Origin of the sequence: Paracoccus amoyensis, from assembly GCF_014490725.1 — a bacterium.
GTDB lineage: Bacteria > Pseudomonadota > Alphaproteobacteria > Rhodobacterales > Rhodobacteraceae > Paracoccus > Paracoccus amoyensis.
Genome location: NZ_JACOQL010000001.1, coordinates 412,281 through 432,281 on the forward strand (window position 1 = coordinate 412,281; position 20,001 = coordinate 432,281).

23 protein-coding genes and 1 pseudogene are annotated in these 20,001 nt (G+C 60.4%); 17 read left to right on the plus strand and 7 right to left on the minus strand.

The window, feature by feature from the left end:
* Positions 1–41: 41 nt before the first annotated feature.
* The 5 genes from H4P12_RS02135 to H4P12_RS02155 form a co-directional block, all read right to left on the minus strand.
* On the minus strand, positions 42–788 hold the full coding sequence (locus tag H4P12_RS02135) for a THxN family PEP-CTERM protein (RefSeq protein WP_187791948.1): 747 nt from the start codon (positions 786–788) through the stop codon (positions 42–44).
* A 342-nt stretch (positions 789–1,130) separates the two neighbouring features.
* A complete protein-coding gene (locus tag H4P12_RS02140; RefSeq protein ID WP_187791949.1) occupies positions 1,131–1,880 on the minus strand; it encodes a THxN family PEP-CTERM protein in 750 nt (249 codons plus the stop codon).
* 328 nt (positions 1,881–2,208) lie between these two features.
* Positions 2,209–3,132, minus strand: coding sequence for a pseudouridine-5'-phosphate glycosidase (locus H4P12_RS02145; RefSeq protein ID WP_187791950.1), 924 nt, complete (start codon positions 3,130–3,132; stop codon positions 2,209–2,211).
* Positions 3,129–4,010: a PfkB family carbohydrate kinase gene (locus H4P12_RS02150; RefSeq protein ID WP_187791951.1), complete on the minus strand. Its 882-nt coding sequence runs from the start codon at positions 4,008–4,010 to the stop codon at positions 3,129–3,131. Before H4P12_RS02150 ends, H4P12_RS02145 begins: the two co-directional genes overlap by 4 nt.
* A complete protein-coding gene (locus H4P12_RS02155; RefSeq protein ID WP_187791952.1) occupies positions 4,007–4,354 on the minus strand; it encodes an ArsR/SmtB family transcription factor in 348 nt (115 codons plus the stop codon). The genes H4P12_RS02150 and H4P12_RS02155 overlap by 4 nt, the downstream gene beginning before the upstream one ends.
* A 216-nt stretch (positions 4,355–4,570) precedes the next feature.
* Between H4P12_RS02155 and H4P12_RS02160 the strand changes: the two genes are divergently transcribed.
* From H4P12_RS02160 to H4P12_RS02180, 5 genes are all read left to right on the plus strand, one after another.
* Positions 4,571–4,918 (plus strand): AtpZ/AtpI family protein, encoded by a 348-nt coding sequence (locus tag H4P12_RS02160; RefSeq protein ID WP_187791953.1) that lies wholly within the window; start codon positions 4,571–4,573, stop codon positions 4,916–4,918.
* 2 nt (positions 4,919–4,920) lie between these two features.
* Positions 4,921–5,673: a F0F1 ATP synthase subunit A gene (locus tag H4P12_RS02165; RefSeq protein WP_187791954.1), complete on the plus strand. Its 753-nt coding sequence runs from the start codon at positions 4,921–4,923 to the stop codon at positions 5,671–5,673.
* A gap of 85 nt (positions 5,674–5,758) precedes the next feature.
* On the plus strand, positions 5,759–5,995 hold the full coding sequence (locus H4P12_RS02170) for a F0F1 ATP synthase subunit C (protein WP_090611015.1): 237 nt from the start codon (positions 5,759–5,761) through the stop codon (positions 5,993–5,995).
* Positions 5,996–6,069: 74 nt separating this feature from the next.
* Positions 6,070–6,681 carry a F0F1 ATP synthase subunit B' gene (locus H4P12_RS02175; protein ID WP_187791955.1) on the plus strand — a complete coding sequence of 204 codons (612 nt, stop codon included), beginning with the start codon at positions 6,070–6,072 and terminating at the stop codon, positions 6,679–6,681.
* The gene (locus H4P12_RS02180; RefSeq protein WP_187791956.1) at positions 6,678–7,241 is read left to right on the plus strand and encodes a F0F1 ATP synthase subunit B; all 564 of its coding nucleotides are present in this window, start codon (positions 6,678–6,680) and stop codon (positions 7,239–7,241) included. The genes H4P12_RS02175 and H4P12_RS02180 overlap by 4 nt, the downstream gene beginning before the upstream one ends.
* Positions 7,242–7,321: 80 nt before the next feature.
* On the opposite strand, the gene H4P12_RS02185 is transcribed toward H4P12_RS02180, so the two are convergent.
* The gene (locus H4P12_RS02185; protein ID WP_187791957.1) at positions 7,322–8,083 is read right to left on the minus strand and encodes a FadR/GntR family transcriptional regulator; all 762 of its coding nucleotides are present in this window, start codon (positions 8,081–8,083) and stop codon (positions 7,322–7,324) included.
* Between the two features lie 104 nt (positions 8,084–8,187).
* Positions 8,188–8,868 carry a YiaD family glycine zipper/OmpA-like lipoprotein gene (locus H4P12_RS02190; protein ID WP_187791958.1) on the minus strand — a complete coding sequence of 227 codons (681 nt, stop codon included), beginning with the start codon at positions 8,866–8,868 and terminating at the stop codon, positions 8,188–8,190.
* 217 nt (positions 8,869–9,085) lie between these two features.
* Here H4P12_RS02190 and nth point away from each other — a divergent pair, with 217 nt between their 5' ends.
* The 12 genes and pseudogenes from nth to H4P12_RS02250 all read left to right on the plus strand — a co-directional run bounded on the left by nth (position 9,086) and on the right by H4P12_RS02250 (position 19,895).
* Positions 9,086–9,748 (plus strand): endonuclease III, encoded by a 663-nt coding sequence (nth, locus tag H4P12_RS02195; protein ID WP_187791959.1) that lies wholly within the window; start codon positions 9,086–9,088, stop codon positions 9,746–9,748.
* Entirely contained in the window at positions 9,745–10,758 is a 1,014-nt protein-coding gene (locus H4P12_RS02200; protein ID WP_187791960.1) for an adenosine kinase, read from the plus strand. Before nth ends, H4P12_RS02200 begins: the two co-directional genes overlap by 4 nt.
* 151 nt (positions 10,759–10,909) lie before the next feature.
* A complete protein-coding gene (locus H4P12_RS02205) occupies positions 10,910–11,071 on the plus strand; it encodes a hypothetical protein (protein ID WP_187791961.1) in 162 nt (53 codons plus the stop codon).
* 379 nt (positions 11,072–11,450) lie between these two features.
* Positions 11,451–12,713 (plus strand): beta-ketoacyl-ACP synthase II, encoded by a 1,263-nt coding sequence (gene fabF / locus H4P12_RS02210; protein WP_187791962.1) that lies wholly within the window; start codon positions 11,451–11,453, stop codon positions 12,711–12,713.
* Positions 12,713–13,893, plus strand: a pseudogene (gene mltG, locus H4P12_RS02215) (endolytic transglycosylase MltG). The gene fabF and the pseudogene mltG overlap by 1 nt, the downstream one beginning before the upstream one ends.
* 232 nt (positions 13,894–14,125) lie before the next feature.
* Positions 14,126–14,569 carry a hypothetical protein gene (locus tag H4P12_RS02220; RefSeq protein WP_187791963.1) on the plus strand — a complete coding sequence of 148 codons (444 nt, stop codon included), beginning with the start codon at positions 14,126–14,128 and terminating at the stop codon, positions 14,567–14,569.
* A gap of 312 nt (positions 14,570–14,881) precedes the next feature.
* Positions 14,882–15,289: a penta-EF hand family protein gene (locus tag H4P12_RS02225; RefSeq protein ID WP_187791964.1), complete on the plus strand. Its 408-nt coding sequence runs from the start codon at positions 14,882–14,884 to the stop codon at positions 15,287–15,289.
* Complete coding sequence (locus tag H4P12_RS02230; protein WP_187792454.1) at positions 15,240–16,586, plus strand: DNA-packaging protein; 1,347 nt, start codon at positions 15,240–15,242, stop codon at positions 16,584–16,586. Before H4P12_RS02225 ends, H4P12_RS02230 begins: the two co-directional genes overlap by 50 nt.
* Before the next feature lie 81 nt (positions 16,587–16,667).
* Entirely contained in the window at positions 16,668–17,852 is a 1,185-nt protein-coding gene (locus H4P12_RS02235; protein WP_187791965.1) for a phage portal protein, read from the plus strand.
* A gap of 4 nt (positions 17,853–17,856) precedes the next feature.
* Entirely contained in the window at positions 17,857–18,090 is a 234-nt protein-coding gene (locus H4P12_RS02240; RefSeq protein WP_187792455.1) for a GTA head formation protein, RCAP_rcc01685 family, read from the plus strand.
* Positions 18,091–18,094: 4 nt separating this feature from the next.
* On the plus strand, positions 18,095–18,625 hold the full coding sequence (locus H4P12_RS02245) for an HK97 family phage prohead protease (protein WP_187791966.1): 531 nt from the start codon (positions 18,095–18,097) through the stop codon (positions 18,623–18,625).
* Between the two features lie 106 nt (positions 18,626–18,731).
* Positions 18,732–19,895 carry a phage major capsid protein gene (locus H4P12_RS02250; protein ID WP_187791967.1) on the plus strand — a complete coding sequence of 388 codons (1,164 nt, stop codon included), beginning with the start codon at positions 18,732–18,734 and terminating at the stop codon, positions 19,893–19,895.
* The last annotated feature ends 106 nt before the right edge of the window (positions 19,896–20,001 follow it).

Consider the following 20,001-nt stretch of genomic DNA (forward strand, 5'->3'; position numbering starts at 1 on the left):
TGGCACACAACGGCCCGATCATCACGCGTTAAGTGGAAAGCTCAACTGCGGCGGCGTCGACGACCGACTGCAGCAAAGCCGCCCACACCGGCCATCAGCAGCCATGCGGCTGCAGGCAGCGGAACCGGAGCGATATTTTCTTCATAGGTGTACTGGGCCTGAAGGGTCGCACTGTTCGACATGTTTTCCTTGGTCCAGAAGTCCTCACCAATGTTGAATCCTGTCACATCAAACACATAGGTGCGGGTAATGCCGCCTTCGGTAATCGTGAAGGTTTCGCTGGTCGCCGGGTTGGTCGATGCCGTTACAAGGTCGGCGCACCCGCCGGCATTGCTGGGATCGCCATTTGGCAGCCCGTTTGCACACGGATTGGCTGAATTGGGTGTCTCGTTATGGTCAAAGACAAATTGCGACATCCGGGTATACGTCGTGCTCGAATCCGAGCCTAGGTAGAACGTAAATTCGACATCCAATGTGGCGCCGCTGATTCCGGTTCCGTCACCAATTGGAAAGTTGTGGTGCGTAAAGGTTCCAATGTTGAACACTGTGTCCTGGCTATGCGGACCCGATGGTGACAACGGATCAAAGTCATATCCGCTCTTTTTCGCGCCTGTCCCCCACCGAAGTTCGGCAACATCGCCATTCATCCCGGTGGTGACGGCCGCGCCGCCAATCGGGTTGCTCCACACCGCGCTGACGTTGGTGACATTAAGCGTCGCGGCCTGTGCGGCAGCGGCGATCAATGTCAGGGCAGATGCGGCGGACAGAATTCTTAGACTTCTTCGCATGATCTTTACCTCCGATGTTGATGCGAAGACAGCGCGCGAGGATTGAACATGCCAGAAGTTGGGAAAACGCACACCGTCAAAGACAGGTTCATGCTAACCCATAGGCAAACGATTTGGTTTATTATTTTATGGATCGCCGGATAAAACAACCAAGGGTAGTGTATACGGTCTGATAGCGGATGACAGTTCGCCCAATTCGATGAAAATTACGATGAACAAACCGCCATTCATATGCACTTAATGACGCGGACAGGCGAATCACCGGTTCGTGTTGGACCGTGATGATCGCCAACGAAATGGGCCAAGCGATGCTTGGCCTCATTGTGCGAATGTGAAGGTCGATCAGCTGTTGCGGCGACGGCGCGCAACAGCTCCGATGCCGCCAAGACCTGCCAGCAGCATCCAACCAGCCGCAGGAAGCGGAATTGGGGCGACGTTTTCTTCGTAGGTAAAGCGGCCTTGCAGGGTTGCCGTATTCTTTTGATTCTCGACCGTCCAGAAGCCGTCGCCGATGTCAAAGCCGGTCACATCAAACATGTATTTGTGCGTTTTATTGCCTTCGACGACGGTAAAGACCTCGCTTTTGCTTGGATTGGTCACAGGCGTTACCCGATCTTCACAACCGACCTGCACACCATTGACCCTGGATCGTTTGCCGTTTGAGCAAACCCGAACCATGTTGGGGGTCTCGATATGGCTGAACACGAATTGAGACGTGCGGGTGTAGATGTTGTCGGTGTCCTCGCCAAGATAGAACGAAAAGGTCACATCCAGCGTGGCGCTGGTAATGCCGACGTCGATCGGAAAATTGTGATGGGTGAACAACCCCAAGGCAAAGGTTTCATCCTCTTGATGGGTCGAGGATGCTTCGGCGGGTTTAAAGTCGTAGCCGCTTTGCTTGCCGACAAAACGCGGGGTCCCCCACCGGAGTTCGGAAACCTCATCGCGGGTTGACGGGGTAACACTTACGCCGCCTGTCCAGGACGACCAGTTTCCAGCCACGTTTGTCAATGTGAGGGTCGATGCATTGGCCGACACGGCGGCGAATACAACAGCAAACGCGGCCAAAGAGGCCGACAGAGACTTTTTCATAGCGGTAACACTCCGAACTAATCACAAGACTGCAGAATTCGCCGATACACAGGACAGATAACGTCCCCCGAACCCTGCCGAGATGAGTTGATTATAACTTGAAGAGTTTGCTTTTAATACCTGGTAACAAAATATTAATTGGCTCCACCTGGGGTTGAGGTCGAGAGGTGGAACCGATCTCAATACAACCTTGAAGTTTAGCTGTCGGCAGGGATCTGCGACAAGTGCGATTTACGTCAGCGGATCGCCGCCGGGCGCTCCGCTGACGAATATACGGAAGTTTACGTTTGGGAAGCGTGTTCGCCCGACAGGCGCCCTATGATTCGCCCTATCTGGCCTGCGTCATCTCGGCAGCGATTTCGGCTGCCAGCTTGGCATTGTTGAGAACCAGCGCAATGTTGGAGTCAAGCGAACGTCCGTCGGTCAATTCAAAAATGCGTTGCAACAGGAACGGCGTCACCGACTTGGCGGCAATTTTCTGTTGCTCTGCCTCTGCCAGGGCTTGTTCGATCACGGGCATGATCTTGTCACGGGTAATTTCGGCTGCGACCGGGATCGGGTTGGCGACCAGTTGACCGCCCTTCAGGCCCAGTCGCGCGCGCATCGCGGCGGCGGCGGCAATCTGGGACGCGCTGTCCATCCGCAACGGCGCGGCGATGCCGCTGTTGCGCGACCAGAAGGCGGGAAGTTCGTCCTGACCATAGGCGATGACGGGGACGCCCAGGGTTTCCAGAACCTCCCATGTTTTGGGAAGGTCCAGAATGGCCTTGGCCCCCGCGGCGACGACGGTGACGGGCGTTTGCGCCAGTTCCTGCAGGTCGGCGGAAATGTCGAAGCTGTGTTCCGCACCGCGATGAACACCACCGATGCCGCCTGTCGCGAAAACCTTGATGCCGGCCAGATGGGCGCAGATCATCGTCGCGGCCACCGTGGTGGCACCCGTGCGGCCATTGGTCAGGCAGACAGCCAGATCGGCGCGGGACAGCTTCATCGCCTGATCGGGCGGGGTTTGTGCCAAAGTTTCCAGCGTATCGTCGGTCAGGCCGATATGAATTTCCCCGCCCATCACGGCGATGGTCGCCGGCACGGCATTGTTGTCGCGGATGACGCTTTCGACCTTTCGCGCCATTTCAAGGTTCTGCGGATAGGGCATGCCATGCGTAATGATCGTGCTTTCCAGCGCGACGACCGGTGTGCCCGATGCCAGGGCATCCGTAACTTCGGGCGAATAGTGCAGGGGGGCATCGGTCATGGAACGTCCTTTCCAGAGACATGGGCCGACGAGGCTTCCACCGCTTGTTTCAGCGCGGCCTCGCGAGGCTGGTTGTTCAGTTCGGCCGCAAGATGTGCGGCCAGAAAGCAATCGCCCGCGCCGGTAACACGGGCCACGGTCACTTTGGGCGGGGTGAAGATCAGGGTCGGGCCGTTGGCAATCGCTTCGGCCACGGCATTGGGGCCGTCCGTCACCAGCACGCGGGCGGCGCCCCGACGCACCACGGCCTGTGCGGCGCTTGCGGCATCAGGGCAGGCGTGACCGGCAAGGATTTCGGCTTCCAACCGGTTCAGATAGAAACAGCCACGACGCGCGGCGATCAGTGGCTCTAACCGTTCGGCCTTGCCGGGGCTGGCGGGAACGACGCGCAGATCGGCATGGGCAAGGCGCGGGTCCTTGGCGACCTGGGCCAGAAGTTGTTCGGTCAGATTGCCGTCCAGCACAACGGGCGCGCGCCAACCCGCCAGATCGGAATCCAAGGGCAACAGGATCTTGTCGCCCGCTGCCTCAAGGCTGTGGGCGTCGGCGATGGCGGCAATCAGCCCTTCGCTGTCTTCCACGGCCATATAACAGTCGGTTGGCAGGTCGGTTGCGCGGGCCAGCCATCCGGTCATCACGCCCAGACGCTCTGCCTCGCGGGCCAGTGCTTCGCCTTCCGGGTCACAACCGACCGCAGACAGGACAGCGGGCTTCAGCCCCCAACGGGCCAACGCGACCGCGACATTCAGGGCGACTCCGCCGGGAATATGACGAATGCGACCCGGCACATCGGCCCCCGCCGCCATCCGGCGTGGCGCACGACCAATGACATCCCAAAGCATCGCACCAATACACAGAATGTCGGGCTGCGCTGTCATTCCTCGTTCCATTCCCTGATCTGGTTTTCCAGAAAGCGTTCGAAATCGTCCAGGTCCACCGGGTCGAACTGCCCGAAACCTTGCATCCAGATCGAGGCGGTGCGCATCCCTTCGGGGTCCAGCATGCACCACGTGATCCGGCCCCGGCGTTCCTGCCGGATCAGACCGGCCGCCGCAAGCACCGAAAGATGCTTCGACACGGCGGCAAGGCTCATTTCGAACGGCTGCGCCACGTCGCTGACTGCCATGTCATCTTCCAGCAGCATCGACAACACCCGCCGCCGGGTCGGGTCGGCCAGTGCGGCGAAGATCAGGTCAAGCCGGTCAGGAGGGGGTGTGTTCATCTGTCCAGGGGGATGAAAGTTGGGATTGGGTGCGGCTAAAGGTCAACCAGGCGGTTGAATAATGTCGGCGCCAAAGCCGGATTGCAAGCGTTATGGCGAAATCTTGATATTTCGATAATACTGCAAAATCAGATATTTATGCTTTAATTCTGGTTGCTTGACTCGGGCCGGTTTCCCCCCTAGATACCCCGTCGAGCGATAACGGGGGCGTGAAAGATGGCCGAGGAGCCCCAGAACGACAGCGACAGGCAGCAAGACGCCGCCCGGTTGCGCGATCTGGAGGACCGGCTGTCCAAGCTAACCAAAGCGCCAGAGGCCAGCGGGCCAATGGCAGGCTATGACAAGGCACATCTGGCCTGGCGCATGGTCATCGAAATCGTGGCGGGCATCTTGCTGGGCTGCGGGATCGGATACGGATTGGATTGGATGTTCGGCACGACGCCGTTCCTGATGATCCTGTTTATATTTCTTGGCTTTGCGGCCGGTATCAAGACGATGATGCGCACCGCGGCCGAGCTTGGCAACAATTCCGGCAACCCGCCGGAGACTGATAAGAGGGATTGAACGTGGCGACGGAAGCAGGCGATGGCGGTCTTCATTTCGATTCAGTTCTGTCCCAGTTCGAGGTCAAACGGTTGTTTGGCACCGGGCCGGTCGAATGGTATACGCCCACCAACGTCACGCTGTGGCTGTTTCTGATCATCGTTGCGACCGCAGCGCTGCTGATCTGGGGCACGCGGGGCCGGTCGATGGTTCCGAACCGTTCGCAGTCGATGGCCGAACTGACCTATGGCATGGTGCACAAAATGGTCGAGGATATTTCGGGCAAGGATGGCCTGAAATACTTCCCTTATATTATGACGCTGTTCATGTTCGTGTTGTTCGCCAACTTCCTGGGCCTGCTGCCCAAGGCGTTCACCGTCACGTCGCATATCGCCGTGACTGGCGTTCTGGCGTTTTCGGTCTTCTTTACCGTGACGGCGATCGGCTTCATCAAGCATGGCGCACATTTCCTGGACCTGTTCTGGGTGCGTTCGGCGCCGCTGGCAATCCGCCCGGTTCTGGCCGTGATCGAGGTGATCAGCTACTTCGTGCGTCCGGTCAGCCACTCGATCCGACTTGCCGGCAACATGATCGCCGGTCACGCTGTCATCAAGGTTTTCGCGGCTTTCGCTGGTATCGCAGCGGTCGCTCCGGTTTCGATCCTCGCAGTCGTCGGCATGTATGCCTTTGAGGCGCTTGTCGCCTTTATTCAGGCCTATGTGTTCGCCATCCTGACCTGCGTTTACCTCAAGGATGCGCTGCACCCGTCGCACTAAGACGGGCCGTAGCCCCGGCGGCGCAACCTGCGCCGCGCATGAATCAACCCGAATACGAAAACTTCCAACCGCAAGGAGTATCATCATGGAAGGCAATATCGGAGAACTGGGCCAGTACATCGGCGTCGGCCTGACCGCAATCGGCATGGGCGGCGCAGCCATCGGTGTGGGCAACGTTGCCGGCAACTTCCTGGCAGGCGCTCTGCGCAATCCGTCGGCAGCAGCCGGCCAGACCGCTACGCTGTTCATCGGCATGGCTTTCGCCGAAGCACTGGGGATCTTCTCGTTCCTCGTCGCGCTTCTGCTGATGTTCGCAGTCTGATCCCAAGCCATCCTTGCGGCGGGGTGAAGGTAAGCCTTCGCCCCTTCGTGACCTGAAAGGCCAAGGGGTAGGAAATGATCAGCCTGTTGCAAGAGGCCGCCACCCACGCGGTCGAACATTCTGAAGACGCTGCCGCTGCTGCGGTTGCGCATGGCGATGCCGCCGATGCGGCTCATGCAGCCCAGTCGACGGGCTTGCCGCAGTTGGACCTCAGCACGTTTGCCAACCAGATCTTCTGGCTGGTTCTGTGCCTTCTGGTGCTTTACTGGGTGCTGGCCAAGGTTGCGCTGCCCCGTATCGCTGCCGTTATTTCGGATCGTCAGGGGGCTGTGACCGGCGACCTGATGGCTGCCGAGGAATTCAAACAAAAAGCGAAAGAAGCCGAAGCCGCCTATGACAAGGCGCTGGCCGATGCGCGTTCCGAAGCTCAGAAGATCGTCGCCGCGAACCGCGCCGAGATCCAGAAAGAGCTGGACCAGGCGATCGCCCATGCTGACGCGGAAATCGCCGCCCGCACTGCGGAATCGGAAAAGCGCATCAATGAGATCCGCGAATCCGCCGCCACGAATGCGCGCGAAGTTGCCCGCGACGTGACTGCCGAACTGGTTCGCACCTTTGGTGGCAATGTTGATGACGCTGCCGTCGACCGTGCGGTGGACAATCGCATGAAAGGGGCCATGCAATGAAAAAGCTGAGCACCATTGCGATGCTTGCCGCGCTTGGCGCGGGTCCGGCTGCCGCCGCATCGGGTCCGTTCTTTTCGCTGAAGAACACAGACTTCATCGTCACGATCTCTTTCATCTGCTTTATCGCAGTGCTGATCTACTTCAAGGTGCCCGCCAAGATCGGCGCCTTGCTGGATCAACGCGCCGAGGGGATCCGCAAGGATCTGGACGAGGCCCGCCGTCTGCGTGAAGAAGCGCAGGAAATCTATTCCAGCTATGAGCGTCGCCAACGTGAGGTTGCCGGTCAGGCTGAACAGATCGTGGCAAACGCCAAGCGTGAAGCAGAAGGCCAGGCCGCAAAGGCCAAGGAAGATCTGAAGGCCTCGATCCAGCGCCGCCTGAAGGCTGCTGAAGAGCAGATTTCCAGCGCCGAAAACGATGCGGTCCGCGCGGTTCGCGACCGTGCCGTTCAAACGGCGGTTGCGGCAGCTTCCGAGTTGCTGGGACAGCAAGTCAAAGATGGGCAGCGTTCTGCTGGCCTCGACGATGCCATCGCAGATGTGGCACGTCGCCTGAACTGAGCAAACTCAGTCAGTATCGTCAAAGAACGACGGGACAGTAATGTGCCCCCGGCCTGAAAAGGTCGGGGGCTTTTTCCATCTCAGCTGCGTTTGTCCAGACGTCTGCGGGCCAGGTCATTATGTTCGTCGGCCAGACGCTGGGCGCGGAGGCAATCGGCGATGAAGTCCAGATGCGCCTCGACCAGCCGTCGTGCCTCGGGGCCGTCGCGCTTTTGCAGGGCATCGTTGATTGCGCTATGCTGTTGCAACAGGCGGTCGCGATTTTCCGGCACCGTGAACATCAGGGTCCGGTTATACAGCACACCTTCCTGCAACAGATCATGCATGGATCGCATCATGTGCAAGGCAACCACGTTGTGCCCCGCCTCGACAATGGCCATGTGAAAGGCGGCATCCAGCCGGGCTTCGGTTTCGGCGTCGGTCTTGCCATGGGCTGCGGCCATGCGCTGATAGCTTTGGTCGATCACGGCCAGATCGTCGTCACCCGCAACCGCCGCGACACGCTGGGCTGTCAGCCCCTCCAACTCTCGGCGGAAGGAAAGATAGTCGTCAGCGGCGCGGTCATGTTCCGAAATCAGGCGGACCAATGCGGGCGAGAAGGCTGATCCAAGCACATCGGCCACATAGACGCCCGATCCGGCACGCGCGATCAGCAGGCCGCTTTCCTGCATCTCGGCCAGGGCTTCGCGCAATGACGGGCGCGAGACGCCCATCGTTTCCGCCAGGTCGCGTTCGGCCGGAAGCCGGTCACCGGGGCGCAGGATGCCCTGCAGGATCAGGGTTTCGATCTGACGCACGACGGCCTGCGACAGCTTTTCGGCCGTGATCTTCTGGAATGGCATAGAGTGATCCCGAGAGTATTTCGCCGCTCATTATCGCGGAATGTATTCGAAATCAAAGGGGCCGGTTTGACCCGGCCCCTTTTTCCTTTCCGTCCTGCGTCCGATCAGCGCGTCGGACGGATCAGGATTTCCACGCGACGGTTTTGTGCGCGGCCTGCAGCGGTATCGTTCGATGCAACGGGCTGGCTGAAGCCGCGACCAGTCGCTGCCAGGCGGGCCGAGTTCACGCCGGCGGCTGCCAGGATATTGGCGACCGATTGTGCGCGGCGGACCGACAGTTGCTGGTTATGCGAGGCCGAGCCGGTATTGTCGGTATGGCCGACGACTTCGACCGTGCTGTTCGGATATTGGTTCAGGTTGCGCGCGACGGCATACAGGTCTTGTTGCGCGACGCCCGACACCGCAGACGAGTCGGTGGCGAACAGGATGCCTTCCGGCATGATGACCTGCAGGTAAGAGCCGTGGTTGACGACCTTGATATTCGGGTTCGACAGCGACGATTGCAGCGACTGGGCCTGACGGTCCAGAATGTTGCCTGCAACAGCACCGGCAATCGCACCGACGACGGCACCACGGGCGGCATCCTTGCCTTCGTTGTTGCTGTCGCTGTCACGGCCAACGCCATATAGCGCACCAAGTGCGGCACCGGCCAACGCACCCTGCTGGGTCCGGCTCATGCCTGTGCCGGTGCCGGTCGCGCCGGTGCCGGTCATCGACGGATCGGTGCACGCGCCCAGAGCCATCAGGCCCGAGGCGGCGAGGATTGTGGGGACGCGGAAATTCATGGGATCACCTTTTCCAATTCTCACATCGGGCGCTTTGCCGCCCTTCAATTCCAGTTGACGCCGAATCCGGCACCTTTGCTTAACGCCCTTAACCTGACGTAGTTCCTGCCGAAAGGAAAGTCGGTCGCCCGGATGAGTCTATGAAATCGCGTCACATTCTGGCGATGCGCCAATGGGCTTGCATTGCCGATCCGCGAGGGCGAAAAGCAGACCCATCATGGCCCAAACCCGTCGTTTACCTCAACCTTTGCCCTTTGATCAGCAGGTCGCGATATTTTCGCGGCTGGCCGAGTCCAATCCCGCCCCCGTGACCGAGCTGAATTTCAGCAATCCCTATACGTTGGTCGTGGCGGTGGCGCTGTCTGCGCAGGCAACCGATGTTGGCGTAAACAAGGCCACCAAGGGGCTGTTCGCGGTGGCCGATACGCCGCAGAAGATGCTGGATCTGGGTCTTGAGGGCGTGACCGAGCATATCAAGACCATCGGCTTGTTCCGGCAGAAGGCCAAGAATGTCATCGCCTTGTCGCGGATCCTGGTCGATAATTATGGCTCGGAGGTGCCTGACAGTCGGGCGGCGCTGATGTCGCTGCCGGGGGTCGGGCGCAAGACGGCCAATGTCGTGCTGAACAGCGCCTTTCGATATCCTTCGCAGGCCGTTGATACGCATATTTTCCGCGTCGGCAATCGCACCCATGTGGCACCCGGTCGCGATGTCGATGAGGTCGAGCGTGCGATTGAAGACAACGTTCCTGTCCGATTCCAGCAGGACGCCCATCACTGGCTGATCCTGCATGGCCGTTATATCTGTCAGGCGCGGCGCCCGCGTTGCGGGATATGCGTGATCCGTGACCTTTGCCCCTATGAGGAGAAGACCGAATGACCACCCCTTATGTGATCGGCATTGGCAATGCGGTGATGGACATCATCTCGCCCACAGAAAACGAACGCCTTGAGGCGCTGCATATCCAGAAAGGGATCATGCAGTTGATCGAACGCGAGCGGTCCGAATTTCTGATGGCCGCGCAGGCGGATGATCACAGCGAAGGCCGCGCGCAATCGCGATTGGTGCCGGGCGGATCCGTCGCCAATACCTTGGCGGGCATCGGGATGTTGGGGCTGAAGACGGCCTTTATCGGGCGGGTCGCGGATGATGAGCTTGGCCGCGCCTATGCCCGGCAGACCGAAGCGGCGGGGACGGCCTTTGTCAACGCGCCGATTGCGGGGGCAGAGCTTCCGACCTCTCGCAGCATCATCTTTGTGACGCCGGATGGCGAGCGGTCGATGAACACCTATCTGGGCGTGTCAGCCGAACTGGGACCGGATGACGTTGATCCTGCGGTTTTCGATGGCGCGGGCTGGTTGTTCCTGGAAGGCTATTTGTTCGACAAGCCCAAGGGGAAAGAGGCGTTTCTGAGGGCCACGGAATACTGTCACGCGGCAGGCGGGCAGGCGGGCATCGCGCTGTCCGATCCGTTCTGCGTGGACCGTCACCGCGATGATTTCCGCAAGCTGGTCGCGGGGCCGATGGATTATGTGATCGGCAATGTCCATGAATGGCAGTCTCTGTATCAGGTCGATGATCTGGAGGATGCCCTGCGGCTGGCCGTCGCCGATTGCGGCACGGTGATCTGCACGCGGTCGGGCGATGATGCCATCCTGATCCGCGCGGGAGAACGCGTGACCGTGCCGGTGCATCGGGTCGTGCCCGTTGATGCGACCGGGGCGGGTGATCAGTTTGCGGCCGGGTTGATTTATGGACTGGCGACTGGTGCGGGACTGGCCGAGGCAGGGCGCATGGGCTGTATCGCGGCGGCAGAGGTGATCGGCCATGTCGGGCCGCGACCAGAACGCGATCTGCGCGCCGACTTTCGGGCCGAAGGGCTGATCTGAGCCGTCGCTTTTCGGGTATTTTTGCAAAGAAGAAGCTTTGCTTTGCGAGTGATGGCCAGCAGAACGGCCACCGGTTCGTTGTTCTTTGGGGCAGACCACCTGTAATGACGCTGCAATTCCTGGAGCACGACTGAACGTCACCAATTCCAACGTGGCACCGATCACGATGGTCAGCGATCCATCCTCGAGCGGAAATTCGACCTATGGCGGGTGGAACGATTACAACACCGTTACAGGTGTGGGCGTTATTCTCACCGGCACCAACCCGTCAAAGGGCGCAAGATATCAGTCGATGGTTTCGGCGATAAGCTGATGGATACGCTGAACGGAGCCGGGCAAAACCTCGTTTCGATCAGGTTCGACAACTCTTTGGCGACGTTTGAAGTTGTGACATGTTTTCTTCGCGGCGCCGCATCAAGACTGCTGCCGGCGAGGTCGGGATCGAGGAGCTGAAGGTCGGATGTTGGTAGGACAATCCGCCGGCGTGATCCGACCGGACGACGCAGAACCCCTTGGGCCGCGCGATTGTTTCACGCGGTCTTTTTTATTGCCATGATCTTGCCCATCTTGTCGGTGACGGCGGGAACGCGCCTTTGCCATGGGTTTGCCAGGCCCGGATCAGCCCGCCGTTGCGCGGCCCAGCCCCCGCGTGTATCAGGGCTGGAACAAGAAAGCAGCTTGAAGGATAGCGTATGCGCAGGGTTGTTGTCACCGGCTTGGGAATGGTTACTCCGTTGGCTTCGGGTGTCGAGGCGACGTGGGAACGTATTCTGGCGGGTAAGTCGGGGGCGGGCCCTATCACCCGCTTCGATGCCAAGGATGTCGTGACCAAATACGCCTGTGAAATTCCGATGGGCGACGGTAGCGACGGCACCTTCAATCCTGACGACTGGATGGAACCCAAGGACCAGCGCAAGGTCGATGACTTCATTCTGTATGGGATGGCTGCCGCCGTGCAGGCGGTTGAGGATTCGGGCTGGAAACCGGAAAGCCCCATCGACCATGAACGCACAGGTGTGATGATCGGGTCTGGCATCGGTGGGCTGACCTCGATCGCGGAAACGGCTGTGCTGATCAAGGAACGTGGGCCGAAGCGGGTTTCGCCATTCTTCATTCCGGGGGCGCTGATCAACCTGATTTCCGGGCAGGTCAGCATCCGCTACGGCTTCAAGGGGCCAAACCATGCGGTTGTAACGGCCTGTTCGACGGGTGCGCATGCGATTGGCGATGCGGCGCGGTTGATCATGCTGGGCGATGCGGATGTCATGGTTGCCGGCGGTGCGGAATCGCCCATCAGTGAGATTGGCATTGCAGGTTTCAATGCCTGCAAGGCGCTGTCCACCAAGCGCGGCGATGATCCGCAACATGCCAGCCGCCCCTATGATGAGGATCGCGACGGGTTCGTCATGGGCGAAGGCGCGGGTGTTGTCGTGTTGGAAGAATACGAACATGCCAAAGCGCGGGGCGCCAAGATCTATGCCGAGGTTCTGGGCTATGGCCTGTCGGGCGATGCCTATCACATCACCGCGCCCAGCGAGGATGGTGATGGCGGTTTCCGTGCGATGACCAATGCGTTGCGTTCGGCCAATCTGACGCCGGATCGCATCGATTATATCAACGCCCACGGCACCAGCACGATGGCCGACACAATCGAGTTGGGGGCGGTGGAACGTCTGCTGGGGGATCACGCGAAGAATGTCGTGATGTCATCGACCAAGTCCAGCATCGGGCATCTGCTGGGGGCGGCGGGTGCGGTCGAGGCGATCTTCTGCGTTCTGGCGATCCGCGATCAGATTTGCCCGCCGACGATCAATCTGGATCACCCGGCGGTCGAGCCTAAGCTGGATCTGGCTGCGAATGCCGCCGTCCGGCGCAAGGTTGATATCGCACTGTCCAACAGCTTTGGCTTTGGTGGCACCAATGCCAGCCTGATCCTTGGCAAGGTGGCTGACTGATGTGGCGCCATATCGCCTCGAATTTCCTGACGCTGCTGGTGGTCTTGCTGATTGCGGCTGCGGCGGCCGTGGCATGGGCACGGCATCAGTTCACAGGACCAGGCCCAAGCGCGGTTGCGCAATGTGTGCAGGTTGAACGTAACGCGACCCTGAACCCGGTCAGTCAGAAACTGGCGACGCAGGGCGCAGTGTCCAACGCCTATATCTTTCGCGCAGGCGCGGATTATCTGGGCAAGGCGGGTGATCTGAAATTCGGCAGCTATCTGGTAGAACCGAATGCCAGCATGGAAGATATTCTTGGCGTCATAACGTCGGGCGGACCTTCGACTTGTGGCACCGAGGTCACGGTTCGGGTCGGCGTGCGTGAAAACACGATTTTGCTGCGTGACATGAACCCGGAAACGGGGGTCTTCGAGGAAATGGCGCGGTTCAACCCGGCCAGCGAAGAACAGCCGGCCCAGATCGCCGAAGCTGCTGATCAGCAGGGCGCGCGGCTGCGCGTGGTCATGGCCGAAGGCGTGACAAGCTGGCAGGTGGTCGAAGCGTTGCGTGCCGCAGGCTTTCTGACAGGTGAGATCGGCGATGTTCCCGCTGAAGGCAGTTTGGCGCCTGACACCTATGAGGTGGAAAAGGGGTCGGACCGTGCGGCCTTGCTGACCGAGATGGCACGCCGTCAATCGGCCATCCTTGCCGAGGAATGGGAAGCGCGTCCCTTTGGTCTGCCTTATGAGTCGCCGGAAGAGGCCTTGGTCATGGCCTCTATCGTGGAGAAGGAAACCGGGATTCCCGAAGAACGTCCCGAGGTCGCCAGCGTCTTTGTGAACCGTCTGGAAGAGGGGATGCGCCTGCAAACCGACCCGACCGTGATCTATGGATCACCAAGGGCGAAGGGATTCTGGACCGCGGGTTGCGGCGGTCAGAGCTGGCGTCGCGCACACCCTATAACACTTATCAGATCGACGGTTTGCCACCGACGCCGATTGCCAATCCGGGCCGGGCTGCGATCCATGCCGCGCTGAACCCGGACGAGACCGAGTATCTGTTCTTTGTGGCGGATGGCTCGGGCGGGCACGCGTTTGCCCGGACATTGGAGGAACATAACGCCAATGTCGCCCGCTGGCGCGAGATCGAGGCACAGCGCGGCGAGCCGACCAACAGTCCGGTGCAAACGGGCGGGTGATTTTACCGAGGCCGTGTTTGAGGTGATGAACACGGCCTTTCGACGCGGTGAAATGGGCAGGTTCCCGTGTCCCTGCGTTTGGACGTCCGCCCCCAAGGATCGGCTGCCGGGGCTTGCGCAAGTCGTTTTGAGGACGGATAAATGACGAATACCGCGCAATTTTTTTGTGCGCGGTGTTTGTTATTCTGTCGTCAATCATGGCAGTTCTTGCCTTCGATCCAGGAGACCACCAATGAAACTTTCCGATATGTTCGCCAGCCTTTCCCGCAGCGCCCAGGACTTTGAGAAACGCATTGACGTGTGGCAAGCTGACCTGAGCAAGAAGGGCAATGAATTAGCCGAAAATGCGCGCAAATGGCGCGAGGATGCGGAAAAGCGGCAGTCCGATCTGAACGACCAGATCACGAAATATTTTGACGATGCCGATGAGAAGGTGAAAGCCCAGTGGCAGCAGGCCAAAACCGAATGGGATGGCCAGATCGCCACGTTGCGCACGAAGGCCGAGGACGTGCGCAAGAAGGCCGTGGCCATGAATGCCGAAGATACCGCCGACTGGTACGAAGCTTATGCCGCAAACATGGTATCCTATGCGCAGCAGGTTCAGGATGAGGCCAGCAACGCGGTTGCCGCAGCTGCGGAAGCCCGCGCCAAGGCGGATGCGGCAAAGACCGCCTGAGTCGGGAATCGTCTGATCCTGCACGCTGCCCGTCGCACATCTGCGGCGGGCTTTTTCATGGATTTCAGGCCGGTTTCACAGGTGTTGCGCAATGCGTTCTGTGGGGGTGTTGCATGCGATATGATATTGATTTCATGTCTTTAAAATTCCCTGACGCGCTCTCCGTCTGGTTTAGTAATTGACTTTCCGAACGCCTCAAAGTAGAACGATTACATGCTGGAAGAGGTGGGCAAGCGGCCAAGGGGATGACCCTTCAGGCCGTTTTTTCGTTTCTGGGCTCGTGCGGACAGGACACGAGGCGGGACAGTTTGCATGAATGATATGGAATGGGGCGGGGTCTGTGATCCCGAAGGACCATTTGTGGCTGGTGATCGGGTCGCGGTGCAGGGCGGCGCATCTGATGGGACGGTCAGCGCAGAGGAGGCGCTGGCCGTCGCCGAGGGGTTGTTCTGGTCCTACATCAAAGACCTGAAGGACCATGAGGCCGCACTGAAAGCGCAGAATTCCGGAACCGTCGATCCGGCGGAACTGAAACAGGCAATACAAACCGCGAAGGGTATCCGCGAAGCGGTGCATCTTCTGATGGCGGAAAGGAACAGGGTTGACAAACTTCGCAAGGATATCGCCGGCGGGATCGGAGGAGGCTGCCTCGACCTTGATGCGGCACGAGATGAAGTCGGGCGCCGGTTGGCTTGCCTCCGCCGAGCCGGAGGAGGTTGACGAATTTCTGGGCGGGCTGTCGGAAAATGCCCTGATGGCTCTGCCCTGGCTGTTCGAGTTCTGGGCCCTGCCACATCAGTTGCCTCCCGAGGGTGACTGGAAAAGCTGGGTGATCATGGGCGGGCGTGGTGCGGGAAAAACCCGCGCCGGGTCCGAATGGGTGCGGCGGATGGTTGAGGGGTCGACCGCCGCCGCACCGGGGCGCTGTCACCGGGTGGCCTTGGTGGGCGAGACTTTCGATCAGGCGCGCGAGGTGATGGTGTTCGGAGAGTCGGGGATTTTGGCCTGCTCACCCCCCGACCGCCGTCCGGTTTGGGAGGCGGGGCGGCGGAGGCTGGTATGGGCCAATGGCGCAACAGCGACCGTTTATTCGGCGCATGAACCAGAAGCTTTGCGCGGGCCTCAATTCGACGCAGCCTGGGTCGATGAGCTGGCGAAGTGGAAAAAGGGTGAAGATGTCTGGGACATGCTGCAATTCGCGCTGCGTCTGGGCGATCATCCGCAGCAGGTCGTCACCACGACGCCACGCAATGTCGGGGTGTTGAAGCGGATATTGCAGAACGCATCGACCGTGACGACGCATGCGCCAACCGATGCGAACCGCGCCTATCTGGCCGAAAGCTTTCTGGCCGAGGTTCAGGCGCGCTATGGCGGGACGCGGCTGGGCCGGCAGGAGTTGGACGGTGTATTGCTGGATGATGTCGAAGGGGCATTGTGGACAACTGCAATGCTGGAAGATGCGCGGGTGGATCAGGTGCCGAAGCTGAGCCGTGTGGTCGTGGCGGTCGACCCGGCGGTCACAAGCGGGAAAGACAGCGACGAATGCGGCATTGTCGTGGCAGGTGTCGTGGCCGAGGGTGAGCCGCGTCAGTGGCGTGGCTATGTGTTGGAAGACGCGACCATCAAGGGCGGCCCAAGCGACTGGGCGCGGGCGGCGATTGCCGCGATGGACCGCCATGGCGCCGAGAAGCTGGTGGCCGAGGTCAATCAGGGCGGTGACCTGGTTGAAAGCGTGATCCGGCAGATTGATCCGCTGGTGCCGTTTCGGGCGCTGCGCGCAGGTCGTGGCAAAGGGTTGCGGGCCGAACCTGTCGCGGCGCTGTATGAGCAGGGACGTATCAGGCATTTGCGGCGCGGATCGTTGGGCGCGTTGGAGGACCAAATGTGTCAGATGACGGTGCGCGGTTTCGAGGGGCGCGGGTCGCCGGATCGGGTCGATGCCCTGGTCTGGGCGATCCACGAATTGATGATAGAGCCCGCAGCGGGCTTTCGCAGGCCGCAGATGCGGCGCCTGTGACGCGCTGATCGGGTATTTGAACAAAGAAGAAAGGGTCGTCCCGGGGGCGGCCTTTTTACTGTATTGGGCAAGGAGGCGGATATGGCGTTTCGATTGTTTACGCGGGAAGAAAAAGTGGTTCCCGCGCCGGAAAAGAAGGCCAGCGCCACAGGGCGGGTCGTGGCATTTGCCAATGGCGGTGGGCGCGTCGTCTGGTCGGCGCGGGATACGGGGTCGCTGACCCGTGGCGGGTTTGTGACAAACCCGGTGGGGTTTCGATCGGTGAAGCTGATTGCGGAAGCGGCGGCGGCGGTGCCCCTGATCTGCGAGGATCGGGAGCGGCGCTATGACCTGCATCCGGTGTTGGATCTGCTGCGCCGTCCCAACCCGGGACAGGGCAAGGCCGAGCTGTTTGAGACCCTGTTCGGGCAGATGCTGTTGTCCGGAAATGGCTATCTTGAAGCCGCAGGGTTGAACCCATCGGGATTGCCGGACGAATTGCATGTGCTGCGTTCGGACCGGATGAGCATCGTTCCCGGTGCCGATGGCTGGCCGGTGGCGTTTGAATATGCGGTGGGCGGGCGCAAGCATCGCTTTGACATGACGGGATCGCCTGATCCGATCTGCCACATCAAGAGCTTTCATCCTCAGGACGATCATTACGGTTTGTCGCCGATGCAAGCGGCTGCCGTGGCGCTGGATGTGCATAACAGCGCCTCTGCCTGGTCCAAGGCATTGCTGGATAATGCTGCACGGCCAAGTGGAGCGATTGTCTACAAGGGTGTTGACGGGCACGGAACGCTAAGTCCGGATCAATATGATCGGCTGGTCGGCGAGATCGAGATGAACCATCAGGGTGCACGCAACGCAGGGCGCCCGATGCTGCTGGAAGGCGGCCTTGACTGGAAGCCGATGGGGTTCAGCCCTTCGGACATGGAGTTCCATGAGACCAAGATGGCCGCAGCCCGAGAGATTGCGTTGGCCTTTGGGGTGCCGCCGATGTTGTTGGGGATTCCGGGTGATGCGACCTATGCCAACTATGCCGAGGCGCACCGGGCCCTTTATCGCCTGACGGTGCTGCCGTTGGTGACGCGTGTGGCGGCCTCGGTCGCGTGGTGGTTGTCCGAGCATCTGGGGGCCGAGATCGACCTGCGGCCCGATCCGGACCGTATTCCTGCGCTGGCGGAAGAGCGCGATCAGCAATGGAAGCGGATCGGTGAGGCGCTGTTCCTGACCGACGCTGAAAAACGCGCGTTGTTGGGCCTGCCTCCTGTGGATGAGGGCTGAGCGGATGGAGGGATCACGCTTCGTCAAGGATAGCTTTGGCTGGCACGATCAGCGATTTGAAGCTCAGGAGCGGATCATGGCGCTGCAATTTGGCACCATGGAGAAGCGGTTGGAGCGGATCGAAACGCTGATCGAAGGATTGGAGCGGCGGTTGTGGATGACGGTTTACGGCGTGGTTGCCGTCATCCTGACGCAGGCGGTGCAGGGAATTATGGAATTCGCGCCGAAGGGAGGCTGACAAGATGGTTCCGGGATTGGAAGTGAAATTTGCAGGCGGGGCGCCGCTTCTGACGGACGGGCATGTGATGGAGGGTTATGCCAGTCTGTTCGGGCTGACCGATCAGGGGGGCGATGCCGTCAGGCCCGGGGCTTTCGCCGCAAGTCTGGCGCGACTGGCGGCCAAGGGCGACAAGGTGCGGATGCTGTGGCAGCACGACGCGGCCAAGCCCATCGGCGTTTGGGATGATATCCGCGAAGATGAGAAGGGCCTGTGGGTCAAGGGGCGCCTGCTGCCGGATGTGGCGCAAGCCAGAGAGGCGGCCGCGCTGATTCAGGCGGGGGCGATTGACGGGCTGTCGATCGGGTACCGCACTTTGCGCGCCGAGAAGGATCAGGCAGGGCGTCGTATCCTGACCGAGGTCGAGCTGTGGGAGGTGTCGCTGGTGACATTTCCGATGCTGCCCGAGGCCAAGGTGGGACGAAAAGACGCCGACGATGTGCGTGAAATGGCGGCGGTGTTCAACGCTGCGGCTCAGGCGCTGCGGGGCGAGTAAGACATTCGGTGCGTCCAGGCACGCACCCGACGGGTTCGGATCGCCAACAGGGTGATCTGAAAAGCTGGGGCGGGTCGGCCCCGATCATCGCGATGAGGAGAAGACCATGACCGAGGTAAAAGCCGCGGGCGGCGGCGACATGCCTGCCGACCTGAAGGGGGCCATGATGGGGTTTGTCAGTGAGCTCAAAGGTTTCCGGGACGATATTCAGAAGAAAATGCAATCACAGGAAGAGCGCATGAACATGATTGATCGCAAAACTGCCATTCGTGGCCGCACCCCGCTGTCGACCGTTGCAGAGGTCGAGGTGCCGCATCAGAAGGCGTTCAACGCCTATCTGCGCAGCGGCGATGATGACGGGCTGCGTGGTCTGGTCATCGAGGAAAAGGGCCTGACTGTCGCCAGCGATGGTGGCTTTCTGGCGGCGCCCCAGGTGGCAGAGACGGTGCAGACCGTTCTGAGCACGGGCGCATCGCTGCGCAAGCTGGCCAATGTCGTCGCCGTCGAGTCCTCGGCCTACGAAGTTCTGGTCGACAAAGGCGATATGGGCGCGGGCTGGGCGGATGAAGCCGGTGCCGCTGAAACTGCGCCGGGCGGTATCGAGCGGATTTCGATCCCGGTGCATGAGCTGTCGGCGATGCCCAAGGCAAGCCAGCGGCTGCTGGACGATGCGGCGTTCGATGTCGAGGCCTGGCTGGCCGAGCGGATCGCCGACAAGTTTGCTCGTTCGGAAGCCGCCGCGTTCATCAAGGGCGATGGCGTGTCGAAGCCGCGTGGCATTCTGTCCTATCCTGTCGCGCCAAGCGCTACGGCCACCGAAGGGCAGATCGGCTGCGTGATGACCGGCGAACTGGGCGAGTTCGATGCGGCTACCCCTGCGGATGCGCTGATTGATCTGATCTATGCGCTGTCGGCGGAGTATCGCGCGAATGCCAGCTTTGTCATGAACTCGAAAACTGCGGCGAATATTCGCAAGATGAAGGATGCCGATGGTCGCTTTCTGTGGACCGATGCGCTGGCAGCAGGGCAAACGCCTCAGTTGCTGGGCTACCCGGTGCTGATCAGCGAGGACATGCCGGATATGGACATCGAGTCGTTGTCCGTCGCGTTCGGTGATTTTCGCGCGGCCTATACCATTGTCGAGCGTCCCGATCTGCGTGTGCTGCGTGATCCCTTCAGCGCCAAGCCGCATGTCCTGTTCTATGCAACCAAGCGTGTTGGCGGCGGCGTCACCGATTTCCGCGCGGTCAAGCTGCTGAAATTCGCCTGATCCATCGGGGATAGGGCGAAGGAAAGGATCGCGCTTGGCTGGCCATTCTGGCTTTAGCAACTGTCCGCGCGCGCTGATGGCCCGCGGCGGCGCGATCCTTTTCACT

Bases quoted from the DNA above. Each gene is read 5' to 3' on its own strand.
- H4P12_RS02135 (WP_187791948.1), bottom strand. From the start codon at position 788: ATGCGAAGAAGTCTAAGAATTCTGTCCGCCGCATCTGCCCTGACATTG.
- H4P12_RS02140 (WP_187791949.1), bottom strand. From the start codon at position 1,880: ATGAAAAAGTCTCTGTCGGCCTCTTTGGCCGCGTTTGCTGTTGTATTC.
- H4P12_RS02145 (WP_187791950.1), bottom strand. From the start codon at position 3,132: ATGACCGATGCCCCCCTGCACTATTCGCCCGAAGTTACGGATGCCCTG.
- H4P12_RS02150 (WP_187791951.1), bottom strand. From the start codon at position 4,010: ATGACAGCGCAGCCCGACATTCTGTGTATTGGTGCGATGCTTTGGGAT.
- H4P12_RS02155 (WP_187791952.1), bottom strand. From the start codon at position 4,354: ATGAACACACCCCCTCCTGACCGGCTTGACCTGATCTTCGCCGCACTG.
- H4P12_RS02160 (WP_187791953.1), top strand. From the start codon at position 4,571: ATGGCCGAGGAGCCCCAGAACGACAGCGACAGGCAGCAAGACGCCGCC.
- H4P12_RS02170 (WP_090611015.1), top strand. From the start codon at position 5,759: ATGGAAGGCAATATCGGAGAACTGGGCCAGTACATCGGCGTCGGCCTG.
- H4P12_RS02175 (WP_187791955.1), top strand. From the start codon at position 6,070: ATGATCAGCCTGTTGCAAGAGGCCGCCACCCACGCGGTCGAACATTCT.
- H4P12_RS02180 (WP_187791956.1), top strand. From the start codon at position 6,678: ATGAAAAAGCTGAGCACCATTGCGATGCTTGCCGCGCTTGGCGCGGGT.
- H4P12_RS02185 (WP_187791957.1), bottom strand. From the start codon at position 8,083: ATGCCATTCCAGAAGATCACGGCCGAAAAGCTGTCGCAGGCCGTCGTG.
- H4P12_RS02190 (WP_187791958.1), bottom strand. From the start codon at position 8,868: ATGAATTTCCGCGTCCCCACAATCCTCGCCGCCTCGGGCCTGATGGCT.
- nth (WP_187791959.1), top strand. From the start codon at position 9,086: ATGGCCCAAACCCGTCGTTTACCTCAACCTTTGCCCTTTGATCAGCAG.
- H4P12_RS02200 (WP_187791960.1), top strand. From the start codon at position 9,745: ATGACCACCCCTTATGTGATCGGCATTGGCAATGCGGTGATGGACATC.
- fabF (WP_187791962.1), top strand. From the start codon at position 11,451: ATGCGCAGGGTTGTTGTCACCGGCTTGGGAATGGTTACTCCGTTGGCT.
- H4P12_RS02220 (WP_187791963.1), top strand. From the start codon at position 14,126: ATGAAACTTTCCGATATGTTCGCCAGCCTTTCCCGCAGCGCCCAGGAC.
- H4P12_RS02225 (WP_187791964.1), top strand. From the start codon at position 14,882: ATGAATGATATGGAATGGGGCGGGGTCTGTGATCCCGAAGGACCATTT.
- H4P12_RS02230 (WP_187792454.1), top strand. From the start codon at position 15,240: ATGAAGTCGGGCGCCGGTTGGCTTGCCTCCGCCGAGCCGGAGGAGGTT.
- H4P12_RS02235 (WP_187791965.1), top strand. From the start codon at position 16,668: ATGGCGTTTCGATTGTTTACGCGGGAAGAAAAAGTGGTTCCCGCGCCG.
- H4P12_RS02240 (WP_187792455.1), top strand. From the start codon at position 17,857: ATGGAGGGATCACGCTTCGTCAAGGATAGCTTTGGCTGGCACGATCAG.
- H4P12_RS02245 (WP_187791966.1), top strand. From the start codon at position 18,095: ATGGTTCCGGGATTGGAAGTGAAATTTGCAGGCGGGGCGCCGCTTCTG.
- H4P12_RS02250 (WP_187791967.1), top strand. From the start codon at position 18,732: ATGACCGAGGTAAAAGCCGCGGGCGGCGGCGACATGCCTGCCGACCTG.